General features: G+C 64.7%; 14 protein-coding genes and 1 pseudogene. 6 read left to right on the forward strand and 9 right to left on the reverse strand.

Going from position 1 to position 16679, the window contains the following annotated elements:
- Positions 1-16: 16 nt before the first annotated feature.
- Together NRG23_RS25990 and NRG23_RS32710 are read right to left on the reverse strand one after the other, a co-directional pair.
- Complete coding sequence (locus NRG23_RS25990) at positions 17-1636, reverse strand: FMN-binding glutamate synthase family protein (RefSeq protein WP_023967086.1); 1620 nt, start codon at positions 1634-1636, stop codon at positions 17-19.
- A 129-nt stretch (positions 1637-1765) separates the two neighbouring features.
- Positions 1766-1959, reverse strand: a pseudogene (locus tag NRG23_RS32710) (response regulator transcription factor); the annotation flags it as partial.
- A gap of 220 nt (positions 1960-2179) precedes the next feature.
- Here NRG23_RS32710 and NRG23_RS26000 point away from each other — a divergent pair.
- The 4 genes from NRG23_RS26000 to NRG23_RS26015 all read left to right on the forward strand — a co-directional run bounded on the left by NRG23_RS26000 (position 2180) and on the right by NRG23_RS26015 (position 4339).
- Positions 2180-2452, forward strand: coding sequence for a type B 50S ribosomal protein L31 (locus NRG23_RS26000; RefSeq protein ID WP_009045397.1), 273 nt, complete (start codon positions 2180-2182; stop codon positions 2450-2452).
- A gap of 237 nt (positions 2453-2689) precedes the next feature.
- Complete coding sequence (locus tag NRG23_RS26005; protein WP_038576204.1) at positions 2690-3124, forward strand: NUDIX domain-containing protein; 435 nt, start codon at positions 2690-2692, stop codon at positions 3122-3124.
- Positions 3125-3151: 27 nt separating this feature from the next.
- Positions 3152-3790 carry a LysE family translocator gene (locus NRG23_RS26010; RefSeq protein ID WP_009050586.1) on the forward strand — a complete coding sequence of 213 codons (639 nt, stop codon included), beginning with the start codon at positions 3152-3154 and terminating at the stop codon, positions 3788-3790.
- Positions 3791-3829: 39 nt separating this feature from the next.
- Positions 3830-4339, forward strand: a complete 510-nt coding sequence (locus NRG23_RS26015; protein WP_257372808.1) for a GNAT family N-acetyltransferase — start codon at positions 3830-3832, stop codon at positions 4337-4339.
- A 33-nt stretch (positions 4340-4372) separates the two neighbouring features.
- On the opposite strand, the gene metR is transcribed toward NRG23_RS26015, so the two are convergent.
- On the reverse strand, positions 4373-5290 hold the full coding sequence (gene metR, locus NRG23_RS26020) for a transcriptional regulator MetR (protein ID WP_009050584.1): 918 nt from the start codon (positions 5288-5290) through the stop codon (positions 4373-4375).
- A 108-nt stretch (positions 5291-5398) separates the two neighbouring features.
- Between metR and metE the strand changes: the two genes are divergently transcribed.
- Positions 5399-7711, forward strand: a complete 2313-nt coding sequence (metE, locus tag NRG23_RS26025; protein WP_257372811.1) for a 5-methyltetrahydropteroyltriglutamate--homocysteine S-methyltransferase — start codon at positions 5399-5401, stop codon at positions 7709-7711.
- A 368-nt stretch (positions 7712-8079) separates the two neighbouring features.
- Positions 8080-9114: an alpha/beta fold hydrolase gene (locus NRG23_RS26030; RefSeq protein WP_038576210.1), complete on the forward strand. Its 1035-nt coding sequence runs from the start codon at positions 8080-8082 to the stop codon at positions 9112-9114.
- 129 nt (positions 9115-9243) lie between these two features.
- On the opposite strand, the gene NRG23_RS26035 is transcribed toward NRG23_RS26030, so the two are convergent.
- Genes NRG23_RS26035 through NRG23_RS26060 form a run of 6 tightly spaced genes read right to left on the reverse strand, consistent with a single transcriptional unit; the run spans position 9244 to position 16548 of the window.
- Positions 9244-10641: a sigma-54 dependent transcriptional regulator gene (locus NRG23_RS26035; RefSeq protein ID WP_257372815.1), complete on the reverse strand. Its 1398-nt coding sequence runs from the start codon at positions 10639-10641 to the stop codon at positions 9244-9246.
- Positions 10638-12425 carry an ATP-binding protein gene (locus tag NRG23_RS26040; RefSeq protein ID WP_110175349.1) on the reverse strand — a complete coding sequence of 596 codons (1788 nt, stop codon included), beginning with the start codon at positions 12423-12425 and terminating at the stop codon, positions 10638-10640. Before NRG23_RS26040 ends, NRG23_RS26035 begins: the two co-directional genes overlap by 4 nt.
- Positions 12422-13549 carry a GNAT family N-acetyltransferase gene (locus NRG23_RS26045; RefSeq protein ID WP_009050579.1) on the reverse strand — a complete coding sequence of 376 codons (1128 nt, stop codon included), beginning with the start codon at positions 13547-13549 and terminating at the stop codon, positions 12422-12424. Before NRG23_RS26045 ends, NRG23_RS26040 begins: the two co-directional genes overlap by 4 nt.
- 14 nt (positions 13550-13563) lie before the next feature.
- On the reverse strand, positions 13564-14445 hold the full coding sequence (locus NRG23_RS26050) for a carboxylesterase (RefSeq protein ID WP_009050578.1): 882 nt from the start codon (positions 14443-14445) through the stop codon (positions 13564-13566).
- Positions 14442-15836 (reverse strand): aspartate aminotransferase family protein, encoded by a 1395-nt coding sequence (locus NRG23_RS26055; protein ID WP_038634819.1) that lies wholly within the window; start codon positions 15834-15836, stop codon positions 14442-14444. Before NRG23_RS26055 ends, NRG23_RS26050 begins: the two co-directional genes overlap by 4 nt.
- Positions 15829-16548 (reverse strand): MtnX-like HAD-IB family phosphatase, encoded by a 720-nt coding sequence (locus NRG23_RS26060; protein WP_009050576.1) that lies wholly within the window; start codon positions 16546-16548, stop codon positions 15829-15831. Before NRG23_RS26060 ends, NRG23_RS26055 begins: the two co-directional genes overlap by 8 nt.
- Positions 16549-16679 lie beyond the last annotated feature (131 nt).

Consider the following 16679-nt stretch of genomic DNA (forward strand, 5'->3'; position numbering starts at 1 on the left):
CGTCGAGGGTGGCCAGTCAGGCCGCGGCTTCGCTGTTGGGCTCGAAGCTGTCGGCGCGCGCCAGCTGCCACATGCGCGAATAGAACTCGCCGGTGACCGCGCCGGTGAGCAGTTCGCCGGGCTTGAGGAACACATGCAACTGCGAGAACAGCTTGATCTCGGTGGCCGACATGCGTCGCACCAGGTGCTTGGCTTCCAGTTGCGATGGGTGATTCAAACCCGCGGCGGCAAGCATTTCGGCCAGGGCCTTGAGGGTGTTGCGGTGGAAACTGAACACCCGTTGCGCCTTGTCCGGCACCACCAGCGCGCGCTGGCGCAGGTTGTCCTGGGTGGCGACGCCGGTCGGGCATTTGTTGGTGTGGCAGCTTTGCGACTGGATGCAGCCGATGGCGAACATGAAGCCGCGCGCCGAGTTGGCCCAGTCGGCGCCGATGGCCAGCACGCTGGCGATGTCGAAGGCGCTGACGATCTTGCCGCTGGCGCCGAGCTTGATCTTGTCGCGCAGGTTCAGGCCCACCAGGGTGTTGTGCACGAACAGCAGGCCTTCGCGCATCGGCGCGCCGATGTGGTCGGTGAACTCCACCGGTGCCGCGCCGGTGCCGCCTTCCTTGCCGTCGACCACGATGAAGTCGGGGAGGATGCCGGTTTCCAGCATGGCCTTGGCGATGCCCATGAACTCCCACGGGTGGCCGAGGCAGAACTTGAAGCCAACGGGTTTGCCGCCGGACAGCTCACGCAGCTGCTGGATGAAATGCATCATTTCGATCGGCGTGGAAAAGGCGCTGTGGCTCGATGGCGAGATGCAGTCCTCGCCCATGCGGATGCCGCGGGTGTCGGCGATTTCCTGGGTCACCTTGTGCTTGGGCAGGATGCCGCCGTGGCCGGGCTTGGCGCCCTGGCTCATCTTGATTTCGATCATCCGCACCTGCGGGTTCTGCGCCTGCTGGGCAAAACGCTCCGGGTCGAAACGGCCATCGCTGGTGCGGCAACCGAAATAGCCGCTGCCCAGTTCCCAGGTCAGGTCGCCACCGTTTTCCCGGTGATAGGGGCTGATGCTGCCTTCGCCGGTGTCATGGGCGAAGTTGCCGAGCTTGGCGCCCTGGTTGAGGGCGCGAATGGCGTTGGCGCTGAGGGAGCCGAAGCTCATGGCCGAGATGTTGAACACCGAGGCCGAGTAGGGCTGCTTGCACTGCGGGCCACCGACCGTGACGCGGAAGGTGCTCGGGTCGCTCAGGGGCGCGGGGCGCATGGAGTGGCCGATGAATTCGAAACCCGACTGGTAGACGTCGATCAGGGTGCCGAACGGCTTGTCGGCGCTTTCGTTCTTGGCCCGCGAATAGACCAGCGAGCGCTGGGCCCGGGAGAAGGGCAGTGCGTCGCTGTCGGACTCCAGCAGGTACTGGCGGATTTCCGGGCGGATGCCTTCCACCAGATAGCGGATATTGCCCAGGATCGGGTAGTTGCGGCGCACCGCGTGGGGGCTTTGCAGCAGGTCGAAAATGCCCAGCAGGCTGAGCAGGAAGGTGACCAGGGTGAATGGCCAGAGCCAGTCATGTTCGAGAAAGGGCAAGCTGGCGAGGGTGAAAATCACGCAGGCAGCAAAGAAGGCGTAGCGGCTCAGGAGGGACAGGCTCATACGGTTTCCTTGGTTCGGACTCTATAGATTTCGTTTTTGGGTACTCATTCTTCTTGTGTGGCCAACGATCTTGTTGTTGTAGAGAACGGCCGTGGCGCGGCAGCTGTGCGCACATGGCAGCTTCAGGCGTCAGGCATTCTGCGCCTGGAGAAAAATCAAAAACAGCTCGGACTGGGACTTGATGCCCAGCTTGGCGTAGATGTGTTTCTTATGGACTTTCACGGTTTCGGCAGAGATTTGCAGCTTACGAGCGATCTCCTTGCTGGAGCAACCGCTGAGCACCAGGTGCGCGACTCCAGTTTACGGGCAGTCAATTGCGTGCCCCTTGAGCCGTAGCAGCGAATCTTCCAGGCGATTGCGCCAGTTAATACCCACAGTGGCTGTTCGTTGAGCGCTTTGGGCAAGCGTGAACGCCTGGAGCCAGGCGTTGCCGAGGTCGATAGACGATTGACAGCTTTCCTTATTGCAACTGGTTCTCGTTTCTATGGCTGAATAATGTTACTGTATAACGCAGTTCAGCCTTAGCTATCCCTGGAGAATCCCATGAAAGCCAATATCCATCCCGCCTACCGCACCGTGCTGTTCCATGACACCGCCGCCGATGTGTACTTCCTGATCGGTTCCACCGTGGACACCGACCGCACCCAGCGCCACAGCGATGGCAACACTTATCCCTATGTCACCCTCGACGTCTCCAGCGCCTCGCACCCGGTCTACACCGGCCAGCAGCGCAAGACCCAGTCCGAAGGGCGGATCGCCGGCTTCAACAAGCGTTTCGCGTCGTTCGGTTCGTCCGGCAAGACCGGCAACGCTTGATGGCCCAGGCCCTTGCCGCGTACCCGCTCGTTCCTGCATCGCTGCAGGAGCGGGCGGCATTCTCTTTTCTATTCCCCTCTCTATTCCGGCCCGTCCATGGAAGGCCTGGGTGGCCAGCGCTTCGTCCCGCCACCCGAGGCGCCGGGTGTATGGAAAAAACAGCGGCCGACTGTGTCGTGACGACGACTCGCCAGTCATGGGATCCTTGCCGCCTCGCGTAACCGATCCAGGTTTTTCATGACTCTTTCAAGCACCACACCCCCCCTTATCCGTATCGCCGCGGCCCTGCTGATCGGCCCCGACGGCCGTACCCTGCTGGTGCGCAAGCGCGGCACCCAGGCTTTCATGCAGCCGGGCGGCAAGATCGAGCCGAGCGAGTTGCCGGCCCAGGCCCTGGCCCGTGAACTGGAGGAGGAACTCGGGCTGCGTATCGACCCGGCCGACGCCCGTTACCTGGGACGCTTTTGCGCACCGGCGGCCAACGAGCCGGGTTTTGTGGTCGAGGCCGAATTGTTTCGCCTCGATCTGGACACCGATGAGGTCCGCCCCGCGGCGGAAATCGAGGAGGTCTGCTGGATCGATCCGGAGGCTGGCGACGAGCTCACCCTGGCCCCATTGACACGCGACCTGATCTTGCCGTTTTATCGCGCCTCGCAACTGGCCTCGGCCTGATTTTTCAAGGACAAAGGATTGCCCATCATGATTCCCCTTCACGACATGTTGATCTTCATCGCCGCAGCCTTGCTGATGGTGCTGACCCCCGGCCCCAACATGATCTACCTGATCTCCCGTTCGATCTGCCAGGGCCGCCGGGCAGGCGTGACCTCGCTGGTCGGCGTGGTGGCCGGTTTCTTCGTCCACCTGTTCGCCGCGGCGATCGGCCTGACCGCGGTCTTCATGGCGGTGCCGGTGGCCTATGAAGTGCTCAAGTGGGTTGGCGCCCTGTACCTGATGTGGCTGGCCTGGCAGGCCCTGAAGCCGGGCGCGCGTTCGCCGTTCGAGGCGCAGCAGCTGCCGCCGGACTCGTCGCGCAAGCTGATCCTGATGGGCTTTCTCACCAGCGCCCTGAACCCGAAGATTGCGGTGTTCTACCTCTCGGTCTTTCCCCAGTTCATCAGCCCTGAACACGGTTCGGTGTTCACCCAGAGCATCATCCTCGGCCTGACCCAGATCAGCGTGAGCTTCAGCGTCAACCTGCTGATCGCGCTGTTCGCTTCGGGAATCGCCGCCTGGTTCGTGCACAACCCGCTGTGGCTGGCGACCCAGCGTTATTTCATGGGCTTCGTGCTGGCCGGGCTGGCGGTGCGTCTGCTGCTGGAACAACGCCAGACGGCCTGATCCTTTCATTCACCCGCGAGCCCGGGGCCTCGACCAACCATGTCCATCCAGCACCTCGATGCCAGTCACGCCGCGGCCTACCGCGCGCTGATGCTCGAAGCCTATGAGCGTCATCCGCAGGCTTTTACTTCCAGCGTCGCCGAACGCGCGGCGATGCCCCTGAGTTGGTGGGCGTCGCGGCTGAGCAACCCGCTGGACCTGCTGCTGGGGGCCTTCGAGGGGGGCGAGCTGGTGGGCATTGTCGGGCTGGCATTCGAGGTCCGGGAAAAAGCCCGGCACAAGGCCACACTGTTCGGCCTGTATGTGGCGCAGCCTTATCGCCACGGCGGCCTGGGCTACCAACTGGTCCAGGCGCTGCTGCAGGAGGCGCGCAAACGCCCCGGGGTGCGGCTGGTGCAACTGACCGTCACTGCTGGCAATGACGCAGCCCTGGCGCTGTACCAGCGTTGCGGTTTCGTCCAGTTCGGCCTGGAGCCGCTGGCGGTGCGGGTGGGCGTCGAGTACTTCGACAAGCTTCACCTGTGGCGTGAAGTCGTCTCCCCTCTCTGAATTTCCCCCGCTCCTCCAGGCCGACGCGGCTTTTCAACGTACCGCGCTGACCCCGTCCAGGGTCGAGAACGAGGTGTCCTTGGCGGTCAGCAGGAAGTCGCGCATATAGGGCGCGTCCAGCATGTCGGCGCGGATCGCCGCGTACAGCGTGGCGAACAGGCCCTTTTCCCCCAGGCGCTTGGCCTTCACATAACCCCGTGAGCTGTATTCATGCAGCGCCCAGTGGGGCATACCGCACACACCACGGCCGCTGGCCACCAGCTGCATCATCATCACCGTCAGTTCCGAGGTACGGACCTGGGCCGGCTCGATGTCGGCCGGTTCCAGGAAGCGGGTGAAGATATCCAGGCGGTCGCGCTCCACCGGGTAGGTGATCAGGGTTTCGCTGAGCAGGTCTTCCGGAACGATGTAGGGCTTGCTGGCCAGGCGGTGCTGGTTGGCCACCGCCAGCATGGCCTCGTAGGTGAACAGCGGCACGTAGGTGATGCCCGCCAGTTCCACCGGGTCGGAGGTCACCACCAGGTCCAGGTCGCCGCGGGCCAGGGCCGGCAGCGGGGCGAAGGAGAAACCCGAGGCCAGATCCAGCTCGACTTCCGGCCAGGCGTCGCGGAACTGGTCGATGGTTGGCATCAGCCACTGGAAGCAGCTGTGGCATTCGATAGCCATGTGCAGGCGCCCGGCGGTGCCGCCGGCCAGGCGGGAGATGTCCCGTTCGGCGGCGCGCAGCAACGGCAGGGTGGCGTCCGCCAGTTGCAGCAGGCGCAGGCCGGCGCTGGTGAAGCGCACCGGCTTGGTCTTGCGCACGAACAGCGGCATGCCCATGCGCTCTTCCAGTTCCTTGAACTGGTGGGACAGGGCGGACTGGGTCAGGTGCAGGCGTTCGGCGGCTTCGACCAGGCTGTCGGCTTCGCGCAGGGCGTGCAGGGTCTTCAGGTGACGGATTTCGAGCACCAGGGTCTCCATGAGTAAATTTTGTGATCAACACGAAAAGGTTGAGTTTGTCTCATGTTGGCTTGGCTGTCGACAATAGCGCCATCTTTTACCGGGAGGAACCCACCCATGGCCTTGGCCCACACCCTTGGTTTTCCGCGCATCGGCGCCGACCGTGAACTGAAAAAAGCCCTCGAAGCCTACTGGAAGGGCGACCTCGACCGGCAGGCGCTGCAAGACGTCGGACGCCAGCTGCGGGCCAGGCACTGGCAGCTGCAAAAGGACGCCGGCATCGACCTGCTGCCGGTGGGCGACTTCGCCTGGTACGACCAGGTGCTGACTCACTCGCTGGCCTTCGGCGTGGTTCCCGAGCGCTTCGACAGCAGCAAGGACGCCCAGGGCCGGCCAACCCTCGAGACCCTGTTCGCCATGGCCCGCGGTGCCTCGGCTGGCTGCTGTGGCGGCGATCAGGCCAAGACCCAGTACGCCCAGGAACTGACCAAGTGGTTCGACACCAACTATCACTACCTGGTCCCTGAATTCACTGCCGACCAGTCGTTCAAGCTGAGCTGGGAGCAACTGTTCGACGAGGTCGACGAAGCCCACGCCCTGGGCCACCGGGTCAAGCCGGTGATCATCGGTCCGCTGACCTACCTGTGGCTGGGCAAGGCCAAGGGCAACGACTTCGACAAGCTCGAGCTGCTGGAGCGCCTGCTGCCGGTCTACGGTGAAATCCTCAACCGCCTCAAGGCCCAGGGCGTGGAGTGGGTGCAGATCGACGAACCGATCCTGACCCTCGACCTGCCGCAGGAATGGAAGAGCGCCTTCGAGCGGGCCTACCACATCCTCCAGTACTCGCCGCTGAAAAAGCTGGTGGCCACTTACTTCAGCGGCCTGCAGGACAACCTCGGGCTGGCCGTCGGCCTGCCGGTGGACGGCCTGCACATCGACGCCGTGCGGGCGCCGGAGCAACTGACCCAGGTGCTCGATCGCCTGCCGACCTACAAGATTCTGTCTGTAGGCCTGGTCAACGGCCGCAACGTCTGGCGTTGCGAGCTGGAGCAGGCGCTGCAGCAGCTGCAAGCGGCGCAGGAGCGTTTTGGCGACAACCTGTGGGTCAGCAGTTCCTGCTCGCTGCTGCACAGCCCGGTGGACCTGTCCCGGGAAGACCAGCTGGATGCCGAGCTGAAAAGCTGGCTGGCCTTCGCCGTGCAGAAATGCGGCGAGATTTCGGTGCTGCGTGACGCCCTGAACGATCCCCAGGCTCCGGCGGTGCAAGCGGCCCTGGCCGCAAGCCGCCAGGTGCAGGCCAGCCGCGCGCAGTCGCCGCGGATCCACAAGGCCGAGGTCCAGGCGCGGCTCAAGGCGGTCAGCGCCGCCGACAGCCAGCGTCACTCGCCCTTTGCCCAACGCATTGCCCAGCAGCACGCCCGTTTGAAGCTGCCGGTGTTCCCGACCACCACCATCGGTTCGTTCCCGCAGACCGCGTCGATCCGCCTGGCGCGCCAGGCATTCAAGCAGGGCAAGCTGTCGAACAACGACTACACCGACGCCATGCGCTGCGAAATCCGTCACGCGGTGCAGGTCCAGGAGCGCCTGGGGCTGGACGTGCTGGTCCATGGCGAAGCCGAGCGCAACGACATGGTCGAGTACTTCGCCGAGCAACTGGACGGTTACCTGTTCACCCGTTTCGGCTGGGTCCAGAGCTACGGTTCGCGCTGCGTGAAACCGGCGGTGATCTACGGCGACCTGAGCCGCCCGCAGGCCATGACCGTGGACTGGATCAGCTACGCCCAGAGCCTGACCGACAAGGTGATGAAGGGCATGCTCACCGGGCCCGTGACCATGCTGATGTGGTCCTTCCCCCGCGAGGACGTGTCCCGCGAGGTGCAGGCCCGGCAACTGGCGCTGGCCCTGCGCGATGAGGTGGTGGACCTGGAGAAGGCCGGGATCAAGATCGTGCAGATCGACGAAGCGGCATTCCGCGAGGGCCTGCCGCTGCGCCTGGCGGACTGGCAGCCGTACCTGGACTGGGCGGTGGAAGCCTTCCGCCTGACCGCCTCTGGGGTGCGCGACGACACCCAGATCCACACCCACATGTGCTACAGCGAGTTCAACGACGTGATCCAGGCCATCGCGGCGATGGATGCCGACGTGATCACCATCGAGACGTCGCGTTCGGACATGGAGCTGCTGGAGGCGTTCGAGGCCTTCGACTACCCGAACGACATCGGCCCGGGGGTGTATGACATCCACTCGCCGCGGGTGCCGGACACCGCCGAGATGGTCAAGCTGATGAGCAAGGCGGCCCGGCGCATCCCCGCCGAACGTTTGTGGGTCAATCCGGACTGCGGCCTGAAGACCCGCGCCTGGCCGGAAACCGAAGCCGCCCTGGTCAACATGGTCGCCGCCGCCCGTCAGTTGCGTAACCAACAGGCCTGATCCCTCGCAACACCTGCCCCCTGTAGGAGCGAGCTTGCTCGCGATGAGCCCACAGGCGCCGCGCTGCGTCAGGAACACCGCATCATCGTTCACCACCATCGCGAGCCAGCTTCGCTCCTACAGTGGGCCGGGGCACGATGCTGCGGGCTTTTGTAGCCGCTGCCGCGGGCTGCTGATAAGGCCGAAGGCCTTCAGCGGGTTCAAGATCGCTGCGTCCCTTCGGGCCGATCGCAGCCTTCGGCAGCGGCTACAGGGTTTTATGACCACTCGGCAATCTTCATCAAACTGTCACGTAACTGTGGCAGCGCGCTCGATCAAAGTTCATCAGACTCGCGCTCTACTGGGCTTCTGCGTTTCGGTGTTTCTTCATGTGGGCAAGATTGTTTTCAACGACTGTTTTCCTGGCCGCGCTGCTGCTCGGCCTGCCGTCTCAGGCGGCGTCTCGCTGTGATGTCAACGTACCGACCCAAAGGGTCGAACTGGAGCAGGTGAGCCTGGCCTACCAGAGCATCGGCCGTGCCTCCGATCCGGCGCTGCTGCTGGTGATGGGCCTGGGCGGGCAGTTGATCCACTGGCCGGACGAAGTGGTCGTTGCCCTGTGCCAGCAGGGGTTCCGGGTGATCCGTTACGACAACCGCGACGTCGGCCTGTCCACCTGGCGCCAGGCACCGGCCAACGCCAACCTGACGTTCGAGGTGCTGCGCTACAAGCTCGGCCTGCCGGTGGCCGCGCCCTACAGCCTGACCGACATGGCCGACGACGCCCTGGGCCTGATGAATGCCCTGCAGGTCGAGCAGTTCCATGTCCTGGGTGCGAGCATGGGCGGGATGATCGCCCAGCACCTGGCGGCCATGGCGCCGCAACGGGTCGAGAGCCTGACCCTGATCATGACCAGCTCCGGCGCCGAAGGCCTGCCGGCGCCCAACGCGGCGCTGGTGCAGCTGTTGTCGCGGCGCGGCGCGCCGAACCGTGAGGTGGCGCTGGAGCAGCAGGCCGACCTGCTGGCCGCCCTTGGCAGCCCGCAGGTCACCGACGATCGGCAAGCGCTGCTGCACCAGGCGGCGGAAGCCTATGACCGTGCCTTCAACCCGGAAGGGGTGAAGCGCCAGATCATGGCGATCCTCGCCGAACCGAGCCGGGTGGCCCTGCTCAACCAGCTGCGCGTGCCGACCCTGGTGGTGCATGGCACCGCCGATCCGCTGCTGCCGGTGATGCACGGCGTACACCTGGCCGCGCATATCCAGGGCAGCCAATTGAAGCTGATCCCGGGCCTGGCCCATCGCTTCCAGGAAGCCTTCAAGGCGCCGTTGCTGGCGGCGGTGCTGCCCTACCTGCAAAGCCATCGCGAAGACACCTCGCACTGGGCGCAGATCGATCCGCTGCCCGCGCCGAACCTGCTCTGACCTAGGCTTGCGTAGGAGCCAGGCTTGCCGGCGATTGGGGCAATGTGGTGTGTCTGAGGTACCGCTTTCGCGGGCAAGCCTCGCTCCTACAGATCCGTGGTGGCCTTGGCTCTAGGGGATGGGCGTGTATCAGCGGACGATCTTGTCGACCTGGATCCCGAGTTTTTTCAGGCGGTACCAGAAGCTGCGTTCGGAAATGCCGATCAACTGCGCGGCGGCGGCCTGCACGCCGTTGCTCTGTTGCAGGGCGGCGAGGATGTAGGCCTTCTCCACTTCGGCCAGGGCCGCGTCCAGGTCGCTGGGCACGCTGAGGCTGTCGCCGGGCAGGGCGCTGGCTCCGGCGTTCAGCGGCGGTGAGCTGAACAGATAACCCGGCAGGTCGCTTTCCTCGATCACCGCGCCCGCGGCGACGATGGTCGCGCGTTCGACGCAGTTCTGCAGTTCGCGAATATTGCCCGGCCAGGCGTAGTTGGCCATGGCCTGCAAGGCCTGCGGGCTGAAACCGGTGATGCGTTTGCCGGCGGTGGCGCCCAGGGTGTGGGCGAAGTGCCGGGCCAGGGGTGCGATGTCCTCGACCCGCTCGCGCAGGGCGGGCAGCGGGATCGGGAAGACATTGAGGCGGTAATACAGGTCTTCGCGAAACTCCTTGTTGGCCACCGCCTCCAGCAGGTTCTTGTTGGTGGCGGCAATCACCCGCACATCGACCTTGCGCTCGCGCGGGTCGCCCACCGGTTCGATCACCCGTTCCTGCAAGGCGCGCAGGATCTTCGCCTGCAGGGCCAGCGGCATGTCGCCGACCTCATCGAGAAACAGCGTGCCCTTGTCCGCCTGCTGAAAGCGCCCGATCCGGTCCGCCACGGCGCCGGTGAAGGCGCCCTTGCGATGGCCGAACATTTCGCTTTCCAGCAGGCCTTCGGGGATCGCCGCGCAGTTGACCGCGACAAAGGGTTTGTTGGCTCGGTTGCCGTGCTGGTGGATGGCCCGGGCGACCATCTCCTTGCCGGTGCCGCTTTCGCCGGTCAGCAGGATGGTGGCGTTGCTTTCGCGCACCGAGTCCACCGCTTGCAGGACCCGGCGGAAGGTCGGGCTGTCGCCCACCAGGCTGTCGATCTGCCGGTGCTCGTCGAGCTCGGCGCGCATGCGCTGGTTGTCCTTGAGGATGTCGCGAAACTGCAGGGCCTTGCTGACGGTGATGTCCAGCTCGTCGATGTCGAAGGGCTTGGCGATGTAGTCGTAGGCGCCGTTGCGCATCGACTGCACGGCGTTTTTCACCGTGCTGTAGGCGGTCATGACGATCACCGGGATCTGCGGGTAGCGCTGCTTGACCTCGGCCAGCAGCTGCGGGCCGTCCATGCCGGGCATGCGCCAGTCGCTGATCACCAGGTCGATCTCTTCCTGTTCCAGCACCTTGAGCGCATGCAGGCCATTGCCGGCGGTGAACACCTGGATGCCGTCCTGGCTCAGCGCCGAGGACAGCAGGTCGCAGAGTTTGGGCTCGTCGTCGACCACCAGCAGGTTATGCGTCATGGCTGGGCCTTTTGCTCATTTTCATCATCCTCTTCGTCATCCTCACCCTTGGCCGGAATGTACAGGCTGAAGGTGGCGCCGGCATCTATTTCGCTGCTGCATTCGATGTGCCCGTCATGGTTTTCCATGATCGAGAACACCTTGGCCAGGCCCAGCCCGGTGCCCGAGGCCTTGGTGGTGACGAAGGGGGTGAAGATGCGTTCGAGCATGTCCGGCTCGATGCCCTGGCCGGTGTCGGTGACCCGCAGGATGGTGTGCTCGGCGTCCTGGGCGATGCCCAGGGTCAGGCGCCCGCCCGCGGGCATGGCGTCGATGGCGTTGAGGATCAGGTTCAGGCAGGCCTGCTTGAGCTGGCGCGCGTCGGCGTAGAGGGTCGCGCCCGGCGCCTGGTCGTCGATCTGCGCGTCGATCTTGTGGCTGGCCAGTTCCGGCTCGCAGAAGCCGATCAGCTCCTCCACCAGCGGCCGCGCCAGCAGGGTCGAGCGGATCGGCGCGCTGGGCTTGGCGAAGTCGAGGAAGTCGGTGATCAGGTCGTTGATCCGGCTGACTTCGCTGATCACGTATTCCAGGTGACGCTTGTCGCCTTCGGGCAGATCCGCACGGCGGTGCAGCAGTTGGGTGGCGGTCTTGATGATGCCCAGGGGGTTGCGGATCTCGTGGGCCAGGCCCATGGCCACTTCGCCCAGGGCGTGCAGGCGGTCGCGACGGCGCAACTGGGCTTCCAGATGCTGCAGTTCGCCCAGGCGTTCGCTCATGTGGTTGAAGGTGCTGCTCAGCTCTGCCAGTTCGTCGCCGCCAATCACCGGCACCCGTTGCCGGTAGTCACCGGCGATCACCGCCTGGACCCCCTTGGACAAGCCGCGCAGGGGCATGGTCAGGCGTTTCGACACCAGCCAGCCGACGGCCAGCGACGCCGCCGAGCTGAGCAGGAAGATCAGGATGAACAGGTTGCTCTGGTTGACCAGCCCCACCAGGCTGCTGTGGCGCAGCAGGCCGCTGAAAATCACCCCCACCAGTTCGCCGCTGTCGTTGAAGATCGGCCGGTACAGCCCGCTGTAGCGGCTGGTGAACTGCTCCGTGGGCTGGCGGGTGTCGCGCAGGATGTTCTCGATCTTTTCCGGCACCTGGGTCGGGTGGTCCTCGAAACGCTGGGTGGCGAAGATCTCGGCGAAGTCGTTGGCCTTGGCCAGGTACAGGCGCAGGTCGAGGGAGTGCACGTCGGCCACGCTGGTGAGGAAGCTGGCGTCCAGGTAGGTGGCGATCAGCAGCTGGTAGTCGATGCCGTCGAGGGTGGTCTGGAAGGTCGAGACCACCGCGCCGGTGGCCACGCCGCCGACCTGCAGGGTCTGTAGCACGGCGTTATGGGCCAGGCTGATCTGTCCGACGATATCGTCGGCGGCGGTGCTGAACACCACCTGGTGGTCGCGCTTGCGGATCAATGCCACTACATCAATGCCCATGGAGTCGGCGATGTCGGCGGTGAGCTTGTCGTGCTTGGCTGCGTTGCGGTCGGTGGGCGGCCTGGCATAACGCAGGAACAGCTGGGCGATGCGCGCGTTGTCGCGCAGGGTCTCGGTGATTTCGTCCTCGACGATCTTGGTCGATTCCTGCAGCCAGATGCGCACGTTGCTGTCGAAGATCTGCGACAGGGTGGTGGCCGCCAGCTCGGCGGCGATCATCGTGGGGATCACGCTGACCATCCAGAACGCCAGCACCAGCTTGCGCTGCAGGCTCCAGCGGGAGATGGCGAAAGGGCGAGGGGTGCGGCGGTCTTTTCTGGTCATGAACTTTCGCTTAGTGCAGCGGCCATGGCGGGGTCGGTGCGATCCGGCCGGAGAACATATTTCAGCCCTTTGAGCAGGGTGTCGAGCAGCGGGTTGCGATGCTGGAAGAACAGGCTGTTGCCGGTGAAGCTACAACCCAGGCGCAGCTTGCTGGCATAACCGGCCTGGCCGCATTCGTAGAGCGCGATCCGGTGCTGGATACAGTAGTCGACATTGGCCATCCAACTGCGCAAATACAGGTTGTGCTCACGGCTGATCTCCAGGTCGTGGGCGAAGAATTTGTCGATCAGCCGGTGCTCGTCCAGCAGCACCAGGTTGAAGGCCACCAGTTGTTGGTCGACCCAGTACAGCACGCAGGCGGCACGCTCTCCCAAGTGCTGGAGGATACCGGTGAAGTAGGGCGCGGGTAAGCGTTCGAATTGCAGGTCGCTGCGCCGCAGGGTGGCTTCATACAGGCGCATGACCTGGGGCAGGACGTCGTCGATGTTGCGTCGCCATTCGATCCGCGGCCCGGGCGCACGCAACTTGCGGCGCAGGTCCTTGCGCGTGGATTTGCCCAGGGTGCCGAGGTAGGCATCCTGCGAGCCGAAGGGCACCGGCAGCAGGGCGCTGGGCAGGCTGGGCATGGCTTGCAGGCCGAATGCCTGGCAGCTGGCGGCCCATTGCCGGTCCTGGCTGGCGGCATCTTTGACCGCCAGCAGGCCGATGCCCTGGGCGTCGGCGTCGCGCCGGGCCAGGTGCAGCAGTTGCCCGAGCAGGGCCTGGCGGCGCACCGCGGGGATATGGCTGGCGGTGCCGGCGTGGCACTGTTCGGCCACCGGCGAACCGATGGCGTACAGCGGCAGTTGCAGCAGCCCCGGCCACCAGCGTTGCAGGCGTTCGCTCAGGCGCTTGGCCGGGCCCGAGACGGTGGTGTCCAGGCGATAACGGGTGATGAAGGCCGGGGCGGCGGCCACCAGCTTCTCGTCTTCGAACACCGCCAGGTAGCGCCAGGTGAAGTCCTCGATGCCGGCGTCCTGTACTGCCAGGTAATAGTCCCAATTCTCCAGGGCACCGGGAAAACAGTCGTTCCAGGCGCTGCGGTCGATGGCCTGGATGCTCGAAAAGACTTGGCTGGTGATCACGTGCGGTCCTTGAATCAGGCGAACTGGCGCTGGTCGTCATACACCGCGGGCCGCGGGCCCGCCTGGCGTTCGATGAAGTCCGCGCTCAACTCCACCACCCGGCGGTACTGCAGGTCGACGGTGATCATGTGGTAGCAGTTGTCGAGCAGCACCTTGACCACCGGGCCGCCGAGCTTGCGCTCGACATAGTCGGCGTTCCAGCGGCTGGTGATGTCGTCCTCGATGGAGTGCAGCACCAGCGCCGGGGTGGTGATCGACGGCATGCGTTTTTTCACCACCGCGTTCATCCGGTGCAGCTCGCGCACAGTCACCCCTTCCATGGTCAGCAGGCCGGCGCTGCTGCTTTCGCCGGCCTTCATCTGCCGCTCGACCACCGCCCGCAGGCGCTTGTTCTTGATGCCGTACGGCGGCTTCTCCTCGAAGCTGCAGATGTGCACGCCGAACGGAATCTTCATCAGCAGCGGGGTGAGGAACGCCAGCTTGTTGATACTCCAGCCGTCGTACTTGAGGGTGGTCGAATACATCAGCAGGCCGCTGACCTGCCCCGGGTGTTCCGAGGCCAGGTACATGGACATGACGGCGCCCATCGACAGGCCGCCGACGAACACCTGCCGGTGACGCTGACGGATGCCGACGAAGGTCCGGCGCACGCCCTCGTACCAGTCCTGCCAGCCGGTGGCCTGCAGGTCGGCGTTGTTGCCGCAATGCCCGGCCAGGGTCGGCACGTACACCGTGCACCCGGCCTGGGCCAGGCCGACGGCCACCCGACGCAGTTCCGTCGGGGTGCCGGTGAGGCCGTGGATCAACAACACCGCGACCTCGCCATTGCCGAGGATGAAGCCGGCGTCGCCCTGGCCCAGGTCGATGCCGGCGCCCGGATCGATCTGTGCTGTCATCGTTTCATGGCCCGGTCCAGCAGACGGTCGAGCAGGGCGATGCCGAGGTCGATCTCCGCGTAGCTGATTTCCAGCGAGGGGGCCAGGGTGATGACGTTCTTGTAGTAGCCGCCGACATCGAGAATCAGCCCCAGGCGCTGGCCATTGATCTCGATGTCGCCCTTCATGCCTTCCTCGACCATGTAGTCCAGGGTCGCCTTGTCCGGGGTGAAGCCGTCGCTGGTGCAGATCTCGCAGCGCAGCGCCAGGCCCAGGCCGTCGACGTCGCCGATGATCGGGTAGCGCTTTTGCAGGTCCTGCAGGCCGGCCAGGAAGTACTTGCCCTTCTCCATGACCATCGCGCCGTAGTCGATCTCGCTGGTCATCTTGAACATTTCCAGGCCTACCGCGGTGCCCAGCGGGTTGGAGGCGAAGGTGGAGTGGGTCGAACCCGGCGGGAACACCTTGGGGTTGATCAGCTCTTCGCGGGCCCAGATGCCGCCCAGGGGGTTGAGGCCGTTGGTCAGGGCCTTGCCGAAGACGATCACGTCCGGCTTGACGTCGAAGTGCTCGATCGACCACAGCTTGCCGGTGCGGTAGAAGCCCATCTGGATCTCGTCGACCACCATCAGGATGCCGTGCTGGTCGAGCACGTGCTTGAGCTCGCTGTAGAAGTTCATCGGCGGGATCACGTAGCCGCCGGTGCCCTGGATCGGCTCGACGTAGAAGGCGGCGTATTCGCTCTGGCCGACTTTCGGGTCCCACACGCCGTTGTATTCAGTCTCGAACAGCCGGGCGAACTGCTGCACGCAGTGGCTGCCGTACTCTTCCTTGGTCATGCCCTTGGGGCCGCGGAAGTGGTAGGGGAAGGGAATGAAGTTGGCGCGCTCGCCGAAGTGGCCGTAGCGGCGACGGTAGCGGTAGCTGGAGGTGATCGACGAAGCGCCGAGGGTACGACCGTGGTAGCCGCCCTCGAAAGCAAACATCAGGCTCTTGCCATGGGTGGCGTTGCGCACGACTTTCAGCGAGTCCTCGATGGACTGCGAGCCGCCGACGTTGAAGTGCACGCGGCCGTCGAGGCCGAATTTCTTCTTGGCGTCCACCGCGATCATTTCCGAGAGCTCGATCTTGCCCTTGTGCAGGTACTGGCTGGCGATCTGCGGCAGGGTGTCGATCTGTTGCTTGAGGGCATTGTTCAGGCGCGGGTTGGCATAACCGAAGTTCACCGCCGAGTACCACATCTGCAGGTCGAGGTAGGCCTGGTCGCTGGTGTCCCAGACGTAGGAGCCTTCGCAGCGGCTGAAAATCCGTGGCGGCTCGATGTAGTGGACGGTGTCGCCGTAGGAGCAGTACTTGGCTTCTTTTTCCAGAAGCACCTGGTCTTCTGCGGTTGCGATACGAATGTCAGACATGATGGAAGAGTTCCTGAGTGGGGACGCAATGTTCGGTGGTGTTGTCGAGGGCGAAGGCGCCGGCATTGGCCGCTTCGTTGGGCAGCAGGGCCAGCAGTGCCGGCAGTTCGGCGAAGGAATCGAAGGTCGCGTGGGGGATGGCGTTGCGTTGGCAGTACTCGGCCAGGCGGCCCTTGGCGAACACGAAGTCGGCGCTGGCGGCCACGCACATGTCGGACTGGCCGTCGCCGATCACCAGCACCCGCTTGCCCTTGGGCGTGGATTTGCATTTGCAGTTGCCGGATGCGGCGCGGCAGGCGTCGCTGGCGTGCGGGAAGTCGATGCGCCAGCTGTTCTGGTCGACCTGGCGCAGGCGGTTGGCGAGGATCGGCAGCAGGCTCACGTAGTGGCGCGCGAGGATCCGCGCGATGCCTTGCTCGATGCCGTCGCTGACCACTTCCAGGGAAGCGCCCAGGCCGATCACGTGATCGACGAAGTCGGGGAAATCTGGATCGATCTCGACGCTGTCGAAACAGGCGAGCAGTTCGGCGGGCGAGGCCTTGACCAGCGCCAGTTGGCGGCTGAGGCATTCCCGGGAGCCGATATGGCCGTCCAGCCATTGTTGCTCGATGTCTTCCCAGCTCGGGTCGGCGAAGCGTTGGAGGACGTTGTCGATCACGTCGGTGCGGGTGATGGTCCCGTCGAAGTCACACACGATATGCCAGTGCATCATCTGCAGTTACCTGTTGGAGAGGAGCGCACTTTGCGCATGCCAGGCACTGGAGCAGGGACTGTGCCAACTGCCTTCGGCCCAGGCGGGCCGGGCTCTGCACGGGGAAAAGGCGTTTGGTGGGGTGGCTGGAG

Origin of the sequence: Pseudomonas sp. T8 (genome assembly GCF_024610635.1) — a bacterium.
Taxonomy (GTDB): Bacteria; Pseudomonadota; Gammaproteobacteria; order Pseudomonadales; family Pseudomonadaceae; genus Aquipseudomonas; species Aquipseudomonas chlororaphis_I.

Excerpts from the sequence above, each read along its gene's own strand:
- NRG23_RS26040 (WP_110175349.1), bottom strand. The coding sequence starts at position 12,425 with ATGACCAGAAAAGACCGCCGCACCCCTCGCCCTTTCGCCATCTCCCGC.
- NRG23_RS26035 (WP_257372815.1), bottom strand. The coding sequence starts at position 10,641 with ATGACGCATAACCTGCTGGTGGTCGACGACGAGCCCAAACTCTGCGAC.
- NRG23_RS25990 (WP_023967086.1), bottom strand. The coding sequence starts at position 1,636 with ATGAGCCTGTCCCTCCTGAGCCGCTACGCCTTCTTTGCTGCCTGCGTG.
- NRG23_RS26010 (WP_009050586.1), top strand. The coding sequence starts at position 3,152 with ATGATTCCCCTTCACGACATGTTGATCTTCATCGCCGCAGCCTTGCTG.
- NRG23_RS26030 (WP_038576210.1), top strand. The coding sequence starts at position 8,080 with ATGTGGGCAAGATTGTTTTCAACGACTGTTTTCCTGGCCGCGCTGCTG.
- NRG23_RS26050 (WP_009050578.1), bottom strand. The coding sequence starts at position 14,445 with ATGACAGCACAGATCGATCCGGGCGCCGGCATCGACCTGGGCCAGGGC.
- NRG23_RS26060 (WP_009050576.1), bottom strand. The coding sequence starts at position 16,548 with ATGATGCACTGGCATATCGTGTGTGACTTCGACGGGACCATCACCCGC.
- NRG23_RS26000 (WP_009045397.1), top strand. The coding sequence starts at position 2,180 with ATGAAAGCCAATATCCATCCCGCCTACCGCACCGTGCTGTTCCATGAC.
- NRG23_RS26015 (WP_257372808.1), top strand. The coding sequence starts at position 3,830 with ATGTCCATCCAGCACCTCGATGCCAGTCACGCCGCGGCCTACCGCGCG.
- NRG23_RS26005 (WP_038576204.1), top strand. The coding sequence starts at position 2,690 with ATGACTCTTTCAAGCACCACACCCCCCCTTATCCGTATCGCCGCGGCC.
- NRG23_RS26055 (WP_038634819.1), bottom strand. The coding sequence starts at position 15,836 with ATGTCTGACATTCGTATCGCAACCGCAGAAGACCAGGTGCTTCTGGAA.
- metE (WP_257372811.1), top strand. The coding sequence starts at position 5,399 with ATGGCCTTGGCCCACACCCTTGGTTTTCCGCGCATCGGCGCCGACCGT.